This is a genomic window from Arthrobacter sp. P1_D12 (assembly GCF_056406175.1).
In genome coordinates this window covers 21,267-34,230 of sequence record NZ_JBFUAR010000016.1, presented here as the reverse complement: position 1 = coordinate 34,230, position 12,964 = coordinate 21,267, and the positions used below count along the sequence as shown (strand labels likewise).

Sequence of the window (12,964 nt, the reverse complement as noted above, 5' to 3'; positions counted from 1 at the left end):
CCGGTGGCCCTGTGCGGCCTCGGGGAATTGTTGTCATCGCCGTGGTCGTGGCACTGGAAGCCACGGCGTTGCTCGTGGCGGCCGTCTGGTACGGGACCCAGCTTCTGACCGGGGCGCCGGTACTCTCTTTTTGGGGTGCCGTCTTTACGCTCTGCCTGCTGCTGGCCTTCTCGGTGTGGCTCTTTGCCGTCGCCCGCTTCCTGTTGCGGGGGTTCCGCTGGCCGCGGGCCGGTGCCTTGGTGGCCCAAATCTTCGTGCTGACCATTGGCTTCCCCACCCTGACCGGCGGCTATCCGTTGGCCGGACTGGCCATGCTGGTCCCCGCTGTGACGGCGATCGTGCTTCTTTTCGACAAGCGGGTCATAGCGTTCGCCTCACGGGCAGCCGGAGCCCCTCCCGCCCTGTAGAGGTCTGTCCCGTGCGGCGTGCCGCCCGGGGGAGATGTGGTCCGGGCCGCCGTCTGCGCGGAGGAGTTCCGGCCGGACGGCCGGGCGGAGCGCAGCCAGCTGGACCGGCGTCGCGCAACCGTCGGAAATGACGACGGCGCGTCCCGGCGGAGGACTGGGCTCCGGTTCGAACCGGACCCCGAATGGCTCACTGTCCATGAGCCCTCGCGGACGTATCAGGACCGCCCGCCCCTGGCCGCGCGCGATGGCAGCGAGATCCACCCGTTGCCCAAAGCCCGGACCAAATCCCGCGGTGAGAATCACCCTCCAACCCAGGCTGTTCAGGGACGCCAAGGCCCGGTTGGCCTCGGGTGAGAGCAGATCGGCGTCGTCCGCGAGCGCAATCGCTGTCCGGTCCAAGGTGCCCGCGAGCGCGCTGGCGTGGAGCCCGGACCAGTACTGACCGGAAGCGGTTCCCCGCGGCGGCGCGAGCCAGGCGCAAGCAGGGTTCATCCCCGGCAGCGCAGCCAGCAGCGTGCTTTTTCCCGAGCCTGGGCCGCCGAGGACCGCGAGAACGCCGCCGGAGGGCAACTGAATCCCCTGCGGCCGCAGTTCGTCGCCTCCGACCCCGAGGACCAAAGCAACCGCCGGGACCGGGACATCCGCCGGGCCGGGCATGGCGCCGGGCGCGGCAGCAGGTGCCGGAATCCTCCGCCCTGGACCGGAGCCGCACCGGGCCAGCACCTCGTCCACGGTCACCGACCCGGGCAGCGCGTCCACCCGGAAGGGCCTCGTCGACACGGCCCCACTCGTGGGACGCGGGCCGCCCGCGGCCGCTGGTTCGAACAGCTGGGCCGCATGCCCGGTCGCCAGAGGCGTGGGAACAAAGGCGCCGAACACGGCCACGCGGCCGGGGACCGGCTCCAGCGCCGGAAGCCGCGGCCATGCAAGGCGGCCTTCGTCGGTAGACCCTAAAGGGAAGAAAATCCGGTTGGGCAGGCCAGCGAAGAACCTCGCGGTCACCAGCTCACGCCCGCCCGAGAGGAGGACAGTGATCCCTGCCCGGGAACCGTCCCGCACGATGTCATTAACGAGGTCTTCTGCCCAGGCCAGCGGCCCGGACCGGAATGCCGAAACCCAGGCGCCCCAGCCGCTGACCACCAGAACCAGCCCGGGCCGCGCCCGGCCCGCAGGCGCACCCAGCCGTGACGTGGCTTCTTCGGCGACCCGCCGCAGCACCTTGGCAGCCCGGCGCACTTCGTGCAGGCCGGCTACGGCGCCGACCCGGGATTCCGCTGCGGCGCCGCTGAAAGCGCTGGCGGCGTCAAGTATGTACAGGTGCGACTCCACAGCGCCGGCCAGAAGCTGATCAACTGCGAGGGCCAAAACTGGGTCCCCGGCGCCGGTTTCAGCGCCGATAAGGCCCAGATGCCCATGCCCGGCGGGACTCCAGCCCAGCTCCGTGACGCGTTGGAGTTCCGGCAGGTCCACCCGGCCCAGCCTGACCATGTCCCGCCCGGCGTGCCCGGAACCTGGGTGCGGCAGCAGGGCGGGCAGCGGATCTGCCACCGGCCGGCGGGGCGTTCGTGTGCCGAGACCCTGCCACACGGCCGCAGCGGCGTCGATCAGCGCCGCCGCCCCATGTGCCGGAGCCAAGGCCGGAGTCAGGGCCGGAGCCGGAAGCGGTGCCAGGGCCGCGCCGTCGTCTGCTTCGCGTCCGGCGGAGCCGTCGGACCGGAAACCGGCGGCTGCCGGTGGCCGGGTCAGCTCGTCCGTGGCCGTGCGAACCGTGACCGTCCCGGGTGACCGCGGGTCGGCCCGGGGCGTCAGGGTGGCCGTCTGGAATTCCTCCGGAGCTTGCGCACCGCGGATCAGGAATGCCCGCCCGGGGCGTGCGATGGGAATCGCGGCCGCGAGCCCGGAGCCCATCACGTCATAGGATTCGGGGCCGGACTGGACCCGGAGCGCGATGCATGTGGTGACGTTGGCCCTGATGTCGGCGTTCAGGGCTCCTTGCGGGCGCTGGGTGGCCATGATGAGGTGTATCCCCAGTGACCGGCCGATGGCGGCAATTCTCATAAGCTCGGCGAGGGCGCCGGGCGCTTCGTCCACCAGGATCCTGAACTCGTCAACGATGATGACCAGAGAGGGGACTGGCGGTCCGGCGGCCGGTGACGCCTCGTAGGCCGCGAGATCCGGGGCATTGGCCCGGGCGAGCAGTTCCTCCCTCCTGCGGACCTCGGCCCGCAGGGAAACCAATGTGCGCTCCACCTGCGCAGCGCCCAGATCGGTCAGCATGCCGACGCAGTGCGGGAGGCCGGTGAGCGGGCCCAAGCCGGAGCCGCCCTTGAAATCTATGAAGAGCAGGTTGACCCGGTCCGGCGGATGGCTGGCCGCGAGGCCGGCGGCAAGAGTCCGCAAGAACTCCGACTTTCCGGAACCCGTGGTCCCCGCGACCAGGAAGTGTGGACCGTCAGCCTTCAGGTCGATCCGCACGGCACCCCGGACCGCTGCGCCGACGGGCGTACCCAGCCCGGCCTCCGCGCCGCTCCGGGACCAGCGCCGGGAGATGTCCTGTGCAGCGAGGGGAAGGACGTCGGACAGGCTGCAATGATGCGGGATGGCTGGCGGGGGAGTCGCCGGCGTACGCCGTGCGGCACTGAACCCACGGCAAAAGCGGTCAAAGACCTCGGCCGGGACCAGATCCGGCACGAAGTCCACGGGCGGGGACCCAGGCCTGATCAGGGCGCCGCGCCGGCCGAGGACAATGCCAGGGTGTACGCCGGAACCGGGCTCCGGCGAGCACTCGATCACCCTCCATCCGTGCGCCGCCGCCATTGCCCTGAATGGCGGGCCGGCTCCAGCAGCGCCCGGACCGGGCGCGGCACCTGACTGCGCCGGAGTGTTCCAAAGAATGAGGACACCGCGGTCGAATCCCCCGCCCGGACCCGGAGGACCGCCGGGACCGCCGGGACCGCCGGGACCCGGAGGACGGCCGGGACCGCCTGGATCGCCGGGACTGCCGGGAGCGGTGTGACCGGCGGCCAGCACGGCCGCAGTGGTGGCGTCATTGGCGGACAGTGTGACGCCGGGCAGGAAGCGCGCCGGCAACGGCACCGTGTCCGCCGGGCCATGCAGCAGCAGTCGGGTGCTGGCCGCCAGGGGATAGGCGGCCAGTTGCAGGATGAACGAGCGCATCAGTCCGGCCGTCGCGGGCGCGGGGCCGTGGACGGTCACCACCGCCGGGACCGGGTCCAAGGTCAGGGGCACCTGGCCCAGCGGCGGTAGCCGAAAGCCGGCGTCGGGTGGTTCGGGCCGGATATTCGCGCTCTGTTCCGCCAGCCCGAGCCGCAGGCAGATGTCCGGCGGCTCCCCGCCAGGCGCACTGGCTGCCGGGGGCACCGCAGCCGCGCAACCAATGGTCAGGTCAGCCGCGGAAGGTGCGGCGTGCCGGCGTCGTTCCCTGTCCTGCAGGGCGGCCTCCGCCACAGCGGCCTGGAACTCGCGGCGCTGGCGGCGGCCCGAAAGGAACGTGACCAGGACGGACACCCCAGAGACTGCGGTGAAGGCCAGGAACATCCACATGCCGGTGAGAAATGCCAGGCCGACGCCGACCAGAAGCGGCAGCACCGCGGCCAGCGCCATGGCGGCCCGGTGGCCTGGGGCGGCGGTGCCGCGGACAACCAGCGGCGCGGCAACGCTGGAGCCTGCCAGCAACGTCACGGCGTCGGGGGCAGCACGGGGCACGCCCGATGGCCCGAGCCGAAGCGAGATAGTGGAGTCGCCGCAGCGGATCGAGGACGCCGTGGTCACCGGGGCCGTTCGCACGCTCCGGCCATCGACGCTGGTGCCGTTTGCACTGCCGAGGTCCATGATCGTGACGTCCGAGTCCGCCACGTCCAGGCGCGCGTGCTCCCGGGAGAGCTCGGCGTCAGGGATCACGACCTCGGTGCCGGCGCGTCCGATCCGGAACCTTCCCCGCCGCAGGGCGACCAGCGTGCCCGCGCCGGGACCGCTGTCCACGGCGAGCAGCAACGTGGCAGTGTGCCGTTGGCCCGGCCCGGAGCGGAATGCCGCGCCCGATCCCGTCACGAGCCCAGCACCCTCAACCAGCCCGGCACCTTCAACCAGCACAGCACCTTCAACCAGCACAGCACCCTGGACCAGGGGAGGCACGCCAACGGTCATGGCGGCGACCGGCGCTCCCCGGACCGACAGCTCACCGGTCCCGTAGCGCCGGGCGACGGCAGCCTCCAGGTCCGCGCCCGGGCACGTGTCGGGGACCTCGACGGACAGCTCAATGAGCTGCCCGTCCGGCGTCGTACCGGCTGCGGGGGCGCACTGCATCAGGCTGCTGGGCGCGAGAGTGCAGTGGTAAATCATCCGCGGCATCCTTTCCGAGCGGGCGTCCGGTTCCACGGGTCCTGTTCCACGGGTCCGATTCCACAATAGGGAGGCTCCGGCCCGGCAGCGCCAGGGAAAATGATCCATGTGGAAAACGCTTCGGAGCGGCGCCGCTGCCCCCGCCATGCGGGGATCCCGGACCCGGGATGGGGGTGGCATCTGATCGCGGGGCCAGCCGCGATTCGCCGGTACCCACAGGGTCTCAGGTAGGCTGGACCAGCAGACAATGCACAACATTGCGCTGCCCGCATTCGAACCAGGAGAGTTTGTGACCGCTGACCTCGTCATCGTAGGGTCGGGCTTTTTCGGCCTGACAATCGCAGAACAGGCCGCCACTGAGCTGGGCTTGAAGGTAGTCGTCATCGACCGCCGGCACCACATTGGCGGCAACGCCTACAGCGAAAAGGAAGAGCAGACCGGCATCGAGGTGCACCGCTACGGTGCCCACCTCTTCCACACGTCCAACGACCGCGTGTGGGAGTACGTGAACCGCTTCACGACGTTCACGAACTACGTCCACAAGGTCTACGGCGTGCACAAGGGCGAGGTCTACTCCCTGCCCATCAACCTGGCTACGATCAACCAGTTCTTCCGGTCCAACCTGACCCCCGGGCAGGCCCAGGAACTGATCAAGGAGCAGTCCGGCGAACTGGCCGGCACCGATCCGCAGAACCTGAACGACAAAGGCATCCAGCTGATCGGCCGCCCGCTCTACGAGGCGTTCATCAAGCACTACACCGGCAAGCAGTGGCAGACGGATCCGAAGGACCTGCCCGCGGGCATCATCTCCCGCCTTCCGGTGCGCTACAACTACGACAACCGGTACTTCAACGACAAGTACGAGGGCCTTCCGACCAACGGCTACACGGCGTGGATCGAGAAGATGGCCGAACACCCCAACATCGAGGTCAGGCTCAACACGGACTTCTTCGATGAGTCCCACGAGTACAGCAAGGGCAAGGTGGTCGGCAACATCCCGGTCGTCTACACCGGACCCGTTGACCGCTACTTCGACTACGCCGAAGGCGATCTGTCCTGGCGCACCATCGACTTCGAAGAAGAGGTGCTCGACGTCGGGGACTTCCAGGGCACGTCGGTAGTGAACTACAACGACGAAGACGTCGCGTACACCCGCATTATCGAGCCGCGCCACTTCCACCCGGAGCGCGACTACCAGACGGAGAAGACCGTCATTATGCGCGAGTTCTCCCGTGCCGCTGAGAAGGGCGACGAGCCCTACTACCCGATCAACACGCCGACAGACCGCGATCGGCTCCTCAAGTACCGCGACCTGGCCGCGGCCGAGCAGGATGTCCTCTTCGGCGGCCGCCTCGGTACCTACAAATACCTGGACATGCACATGGCGATCGGCTCGGCCCTGACCATGTTCGACAACAAGATCCGCCCGCACTTCGAAGGCGGCGCCAAGATTGAAAGCGGGGGAGTGGACGCATGAGCGCCGCAACCGACACCCAGGTAGAGTCCGCCCAGCAGTGGGACACCCTGCAGCGGGTCATCCTGCCCAATGCCAGCCAGATGGACACGGTTCCCCTGTACATGGACATGGGCACCGCGACCGGCATCCAGCTGCCCACGGTCGGTGACCGCGGCGGAAAAAAGGCTAAGCCCCAGACCTACAGCAGCTCCACCAAGGAAGCCCACGTCGAAGACTTCCTGTCCCGAAGCTCCACCAAGGTCAGGTCGGGGGAACGGGTGTCGTTCGGCACCTACTTCAACGCCTTTCCGGCGAGCTACTGGCGCCGCTGGACGACCGTGGACAATGTCCGGCTTCAGGTTCGCACTCAGGGCGTTGGATCGGTCATCGTCTACAAGTCCAACGCCCGCGGATCCCTGCAGCGCGTCGACACGAGGCGCGTCGCAGGTGCGGCGGAGAACACCTTCGAGCTGTCCCTGGCGCCCTTCGGCGACGGCGGCTGGTACTGGTTCGACCTCGTAGCGGGCTCCGAACCGCTCGTCATGGTCGACGCCGAATGGCAGGGCCCCGCCGTTGACAGCACGCCCGGCTCGGTGACCCTCCAGATCACGACGCTGAACAAGACCGACTTCTGCCTCAACAATCTCCGGCTGCTGGCCGAGAACCCCGATGCGCTCAAATATGTCCAGGAGATCCTGCTGGTAGACCAGGGCACCCAGAAGGTCCAGGACGCAGACGGTTACGCCGAGGTCCGGGATTCGCTCGACGGCAAGCTGCGGATCATCAACCAGTCGAACCTCGGCGGCTCCGGCGGCTTTGCCCGTGGCATGTTCGAGGCCGTCGAAAACGGCAGTGACTACGTCCTGCTCATGGACGACGACATCGTGGTCGAGCCTGAAAGCATCATCCGCCTGCTCACCTTCGCGGACCGCTGCAAGACGCCCACGATCGTCGGCGGCCACATGTTCGACCTGTACAACCGGACGGTTCTCCACACGTTCGGCGAAGTGGTCAACCCCTACCGCTTCCAGCCGACATTGCCGAGCGAGGACATGGTCCTCGGGCACGACTTCCTGTCCTCGAACCTGCGCCAGACCTCTTGGCTGCACCGCCGCTGCGACGTGGACTACAACGGCTGGTGGATGTGCCTGATCCCGACCTCGGTCATCCGCGAAATCGGCCTTTCACTGCCCCTGTTTATCAAGTGGGACGACTCGGAATACGGACTGCGCGCCAAGGCACACGGCTTCCCGACAGTTTCCCTTCCGGGTTCGGCCGTGTGGCATGTGTCCTGGATCGATAAGGATGACCTCGTAGGCTGGCAGGCTTACTTCCACGCACGAAACCGGATCGTGACGGCCCTGCTCCACAGCCCCTACGAACATGGCGGCCGCGTTGTGCGCGAATCGCAGTACGCGGACATCAAGCACCTCGTGTCAATGCAGTACGCGACCGCGCACGGCCGTGGCTGGGCGATCGAAGATGTGCTCAAGGGGCCGTCCGGGCTGCCGGAACGGCTACCTTCGAAGTTGCCCGAAATCAGGACGATGATGGCCAGCTACTCCGACTCGATCTTCCGCGCGAATCCCGACGAGTTTCCGACACCCAAGATGGACAAGCCGCCGCGCCACGGGCACGGTGTGTCCCAGCCGTCCAAGATCACTCTTCTGCCTTGGGCAGCCAAGACTGTCGCACGGCAGCTCTTCCGTCCAGTGGGTAAGACGAGCGCGGAACGTCCGCAAACCAGCATTGCACATCAGGATAACCGTTGGTGGCGGATCGCGCAGTTCGACAGCGCCGTTGTCTCCAACGCGGAAGGAACAGGCGCCTCTTGGTACAAGCGGGACCCCAAGCGCGTGCGGGAAATGCTCACCGACAGCAGTCGTCTGCATGCCGCACTACTGAAGGACTGGCGGTCGCTGAGCAAGCAGTACAAGGCGGCGATGCCGGAGCTTACGTCCCTGGATTCCTGGAAGAAAATCTTCACCGAACACACCCAGAGCGAAGTGAAATAGAGTGACAACCACGATTTCCGGGGAATTGACCCGCCCGGGTCTCGGTGGTGGATTTCGGGATCTTCGCCAGTCCAGTTTTCTGCTGAAACTGCTGGTCCGCAAGGAACTGAAGGTCCGCTACCGCGGCTCCGTTCTGGGTATCCTCTGGTCCTATGTGAAGCCCGGTGTGCAGTTTCTCGTGTTCTACGTGGCCTTGGGCGTCTTTCTTGGCCTGGAACGCAGCGCACGCAATCCGGACGGCCTCGCGAACTATGCCGTGTATCTCTTTTCCGGAATCGTGCTGATCAACTTCTTCTCCGAAGCTCTCGGGAACGCCGCACGATCGATCGTGAACAACGGCAACCTGATCAAGAAGATCTATCTTCCCCGGGAGCTGTTTCCGGTGGCGTCGGTCTGGGTGTCGGCCGTGCATTTCTTCCCCCAACTCGTTGTCCTCGTGATCGGGTGCGTCTTTGCCGGGTGGCATCCGGACGCTTTCCAGCTCTTGGCGGCGTTGGGCGGATTCGCCATAGTGGGCTTCCTGGCCACCGGGCTCGGGCTATTATTTGGGGCCGCCAACGTGTATTTCCGCGATTCGGAGAACCTCGTTGACATGCTCCTGATGGTGGCCACCTGGGCATCGCCCGTCATGTACTCCTGGACGATGGTGCAGTCAAAGCTGGGGCCGGGTCTCTTTGCCATCTACCAGGCAAACCCCATCACGGTGGGCGTCGAGTTGTTCCACTATGCGTTCTGGTACCCCACCACTGACGGTTCTGCCGCGATGCCGCCGGATCTCTTCAGCCTGTGGCTGCCGGTCGGCCTCGTCATTTCACTCGTGGTCCTGGCACTGGGACAGTTAACTTTCCGGCGGCTCGAGGGCCGCTTCGCTCAGGAGCTGTAAATGGCAAACGCGATCGAAGTTTCCAGTATCAGCAAGGAGTTCGTGCTCCGCCACACCCGTTCCATCAAGGAAGCGGTCGTCTGGCTGGTGAAAGGCCGCAAAGGTGACCTTTCCAAGAAGTTCCACGCCCTGAAGGACGTCTCCCTGATGGTGGAAACGGGGGAGACCGTGGCGCTGCTCGGCCTCAATGGATCCGGAAAATCGACCCTGTTGAAGCACATCTCTGGTGTCATGCTTCCGGATTCCGGCAGTGTATACACACGCGGCCGCGTGGCTGGCCTGATTGAGGTCGGAGCGGGATTCCATCCTGACCTGTCAGGGCGCGACAACGTCTACCTCAATGGTGCGATCTTGGGGATGACTGAAAAGCAGATTAACGAGCGGTTCGACGCGATCGTGGAATTCTCCGAAATTGGGGAATTCATCGACACGGAGGTCAAGTTCTATTCATCTGGCATGTACCTGCGCCTGGCTTTCTCCGTGGCAGTTCACACCGACCCCGAGGTCTTCCTGATCGATGAGATTCTCGCCGTCGGAGATGAACCTTTCCAGCGCAAGTGCATTGCCAAGATTCAGGAACTGGCAGAAAAGGGCAAGACGCTCGTCGTCGTCAGCCACGACTTGGACCTGGTTTCCCGGATCTGTGCCCGCGGTGTCCTGCTTGAGCACGGAAATGTATTGTTCGATGGGCCGATCAGCGAAGCGGTAAGCAGGCTCCGCAGCTAGTCGGCAGACTCCGCTGCCGCGCGGCAGCCGCTAGTGTGGAGGCAGGTCCTTCGGCCCTGCCATCAGGCATGAGAGAAAAGGCACGAGAATCGTGAAGATTGCTGTAATTGCGTTGGGTAAGATCGGCCTGCCCTTGGCCGTCCAGTTTGCATCCAAGGGTCATGAGGTCGTCGGCGTCGACGTGAACCGGCAGGTTGTCGACCTCGTCAACGCCGGAATGGAACCATTTCCTGGCGAAGCCCGGTTGCAGGAACAACTTTCCGAGCTGGTGCCGGCAGGAAAGCTCCGGGCGACGACCGATTACGCGGATGCGGTCCCCGAAGCGGACGCTGTAGTTCTCGTTGTGCCGCTGTTTGTCGACGCGGACGCGAATCCTGATTTCGGGTGGATGGACGCGGCCACCGCCGAACTGGCAAAGCACCTGACCCCTGGCACCCTGGTCTCCTACGAAACCACCCTCCCGGTCGGCACCACCCGGACCCGGTGGAAACCGGCACTGGAATCGGCCTCGGGCCTGGTCGAGGGGCAGGACTTCCACCTCGTGTTCTCGCCGGAGCGCGTGCTCACCGGCCGGGTGTTCGAGGACCTGCGCAAGTACCCCAAGCTGGTAGGCGGACTTTCCGAAGAAGGGGCAGCCAAAGCGGTCGAGTTTTATCAGGCCGTGCTCGACTTCGACGAGCGGACTGATCTGGCCCGTCCGAATGGCGTCTGGGACCTGGGCTCCGCCGAGGCGTCGGAGATGGCGAAACTGGCGGAAACCACCTACCGCGATGTGAACATTGGACTCGCGAATCAGTTTGCCCGCTATGCCGCCACGGCAGGCATCGACATCTACCAGGTCATCGAGGCCGCCAACTCCCAGCCCTACAGCCACATCCACACGCCGGGAATCGCTGTCGGAGGACATTGCATCCCGGTGTATCCGCGGTTGTACCTCTGGAACGATCCGGAAGCCACGGTGGTGCGCGCAGCCCGCGCGGCCAACGCCGACATGCCGTCCTACACCATCGGGCTGCTCGAGGGAGCTTATGGCGACCTGGCAGGTGCCCGCGTGGTGGTACTCGGCGCTGCGTACCGCGGCGGCGTCAAGGAGACGGCATTTTCCGGTGTCTTCGACGCCGTCAAGGCACTCGAACTGCGCGGCGCCGCTGCCCTCGTCCATGACCCGCTGTACACCGACGAGGAACTTCAGAAGCTGGGCTTCCAGCCCTACCACCTGGGGGAGTCCGCAGACGCGGCCGTAGTCCAGGCGGACCACGCCGGGTACCGCACGCTGGGGCCGCAGGACCTCCCGGGTGTCCGGGTGTTCATCGACGGCCGCCGGGTGAGCAGCCCCGAGGCGTGGGACGGCGTCCAGTACCGCGTCATCGGCAAGGCATGACCCCGGTAGATTCGCCGATCACTTCTTCCCTTTCACAGGAGATCCACGATGAATAACATTGCCCCGAGCGCTGATGTTTCGGACCGCGCCGTGCTGGGCGCCGGCACCAAGATATGGCACCTGGCCCAGGTGCGCGAGGACGCCACCTTGGGTGAAAACTGCATTGTCGGCCGCGGCGCCTACGTGGGCACCGGTGTCCACATCGGCGACAACACCAAGATCCAGAACTACGCGCTGGTCTACGAGCCCGCCAAGCTGGGGAAGGGCGTCTTCATCGGACCCGCAGTGGTCCTCACGAACGACACCTACCCCCGCTCCGTCAGCCCAGATGGATCGTTGAAGAGCGCGCACGACTGGACCCCGGTGGGCGTCACCATCGAAGATGGTGCGTCCATCGGCGCTCGAGCCGTCTGCGTGGCGCCGGTGACGATCGGACGCTGGGCGACCATCGCCGCAGGCGCTGTCGTCACGAAGGATGTGCCCGCCTTCGCCTTGATGGCCGGAGTACCGGCCAAACGGCTCGGTTGGGTCGGGAAGGCCGGCTTCCCGCTGCGTGAGGTGGACGGGTTCTGGGTCTGCCCCGAGACGGGCGCCAAATATGTTGAAGAAGAAAATTTCCTGAAAGAGGCAGAGGACAACGCATGAGCCTGGACTTTATCCCCGCAGCAAAGCCGATCATCGGCGATGAAGAGCGGGCGGCCGTAGATGCCGTACTCGCCTCCGGAATGTTGGCCCAAGGCAAGCAGGTAGCGGAGTTTGAAACCGAATTCTCTTCGGTGCTCGTGGACGGGCGCGCGGCCGTTGCCGTGAACTCCGGCACCTCCGGCCTCCACCTCGGTCTCCTCGCCGCCGGCGTTGGGCCTGGCGACGAAGTGATCGTGCCGTCCTTCACCTTTGCCGCCACCGGCAACGCGGTGGCACTGACCGGCGCGACTCCGGTCTTCGCTGACATCGAGCTGGACCACTACACCCTGGATACAGACCACGTCGCTTCGCTGATTACGGAGAAGACCAAGGGCATCATGCCGGTCCACCTGTACGGCCACCCCTTCGACGTCGAGGGCCTCGGCCGGCTTGCCGCGGGGCGGGGCATCGATCTCTATGAGGACGCAGCCCAGGCCCACGGAGCCAGTTTTAACGGCAAGAAGGTGGGCAGCTTCGGCACCTTCGCCATGTTCAGCCTGTACCCGACCAAGAACATGACCTCCGGTGAGGGCGGCATGGTCACGACGTCGGACGCCGCCGTCGAGCACAAACTTCGGCTGTTGCGCAACCAGGGTATGGAGAAGCAATACGAGAACGAGCTCGTCGGCTTCAACGCCCGCATGACTGACCTCCACGCCGCCATCGGCCGCGTCCAGCTCACCAAGGTGCTCGGCTGGACCGCGCAGCGGCAGCAGAACGCGGCATTCCTCGACGCCAACCTGGAAAACGTCGGAACCCCGGCAGTCAAGGCCGGGGCGGGCCACGTCTACCACCAGTACACCATCCGGGTTCCCGAGGACCGCGACGGGCTGGCCAAGGCGCTGCGGGATGAGTACAACATCGGAACCGGCGTGTACTACCCGGTCCCGAACCACCGGCTTCCGTCCTTCAACCGGACGGAAGACCTGCCCAACACGGAGACGGCCGCCAAGGAAGTGCTCTCCCTGCCGGTTCACCCGTCCCTGAGCCAGGACGACCTCGAGCGGATCGTCGCTGCTGTCAACGCCGTGGCAAAGGCCGGTGCCTGAG

General features: G+C 66.1%; 9 protein-coding genes. 8 read left to right on the top strand and 1 reads right to left on the bottom strand.

Annotation, left to right across the window (positions count from 1 at the left end; translation table 11 throughout):
* The first annotated feature begins 11 nt into the window (after positions 1-11).
* Complete coding sequence (locus tag AC1DZV_RS13555; protein ID WP_028276013.1) at positions 12-407, top strand: hypothetical protein; 396 nt, start codon at positions 12-14, stop codon at positions 405-407.
* On the opposite strand, the gene AC1DZV_RS13550 is transcribed toward AC1DZV_RS13555, so the two are convergent.
* Positions 375-4,769 (bottom strand): FtsK/SpoIIIE domain-containing protein, encoded by a 4,395-nt coding sequence (locus AC1DZV_RS13550; protein WP_476953899.1) that lies wholly within the window; start codon positions 4,767-4,769, stop codon positions 375-377. The two genes, AC1DZV_RS13555 and AC1DZV_RS13550, sit on opposite strands and share 33 nt — an antisense overlap.
* A gap of 289 nt (positions 4,770-5,058) precedes the next feature.
* On the opposite strand from AC1DZV_RS13550, the gene glf reads away from it, so the two are divergent.
* From glf to AC1DZV_RS13515, 7 genes are all read left to right on the top strand, one after another.
* Complete coding sequence (glf, locus tag AC1DZV_RS13545; RefSeq protein ID WP_476951078.1) at positions 5,059-6,246, top strand: UDP-galactopyranose mutase; 1,188 nt, start codon at positions 5,059-5,061, stop codon at positions 6,244-6,246.
* Positions 6,243-8,240, top strand: a complete 1,998-nt coding sequence (locus AC1DZV_RS13540) for a glycosyltransferase (protein WP_476951077.1) — start codon at positions 6,243-6,245, stop codon at positions 8,238-8,240. The genes glf and AC1DZV_RS13540 overlap by 4 nt, the downstream gene beginning before the upstream one ends.
* A 1-nt stretch (position 8,241) precedes the next feature.
* Positions 8,242-9,123: an ABC transporter permease gene (locus tag AC1DZV_RS13535; RefSeq protein WP_476951076.1), complete on the top strand. Its 882-nt coding sequence runs from the start codon at positions 8,242-8,244 to the stop codon at positions 9,121-9,123.
* Positions 9,124-9,849, top strand: coding sequence for an ABC transporter ATP-binding protein (locus AC1DZV_RS13530; protein ID WP_476951075.1), 726 nt, complete (start codon positions 9,124-9,126; stop codon positions 9,847-9,849).
* Between the two features lie 91 nt (positions 9,850-9,940).
* Positions 9,941-11,230: a nucleotide sugar dehydrogenase gene (locus tag AC1DZV_RS13525; protein WP_476951074.1), complete on the top strand. Its 1,290-nt coding sequence runs from the start codon at positions 9,941-9,943 to the stop codon at positions 11,228-11,230.
* Positions 11,231-11,278: 48 nt separating this feature from the next.
* Entirely contained in the window at positions 11,279-11,875 is a 597-nt protein-coding gene (locus AC1DZV_RS13520; protein WP_476951073.1) for an acyltransferase, read from the top strand.
* Positions 11,872-12,963 (top strand): DegT/DnrJ/EryC1/StrS family aminotransferase, encoded by a 1,092-nt coding sequence (locus AC1DZV_RS13515; protein WP_476951072.1) that lies wholly within the window; start codon positions 11,872-11,874, stop codon positions 12,961-12,963. The genes AC1DZV_RS13520 and AC1DZV_RS13515 overlap by 4 nt, the downstream gene beginning before the upstream one ends.
* The last annotated feature ends 1 nt before the right edge of the window (position 12,964 follow it).

What these genes read in the sequence shown, in the direction of transcription:
- AC1DZV_RS13550 (WP_476953899.1), bottom strand. Translation starts at nt 4,769, where the DNA reads ATGATTTACCACTGCACTCTCGCGCCCAGCAGCCTGATGCAGTGCGCC.
- AC1DZV_RS13540 (WP_476951077.1), top strand. Translation starts at nt 6,243, where the DNA reads ATGAGCGCCGCAACCGACACCCAGGTAGAGTCCGCCCAGCAGTGGGAC.
- AC1DZV_RS13515 (WP_476951072.1), top strand. Translation starts at nt 11,872, where the DNA reads ATGAGCCTGGACTTTATCCCCGCAGCAAAGCCGATCATCGGCGATGAA.
- AC1DZV_RS13530 (WP_476951075.1), top strand. Translation starts at nt 9,124, where the DNA reads ATGGCAAACGCGATCGAAGTTTCCAGTATCAGCAAGGAGTTCGTGCTC.
- AC1DZV_RS13520 (WP_476951073.1), top strand. Translation starts at nt 11,279, where the DNA reads ATGAATAACATTGCCCCGAGCGCTGATGTTTCGGACCGCGCCGTGCTG.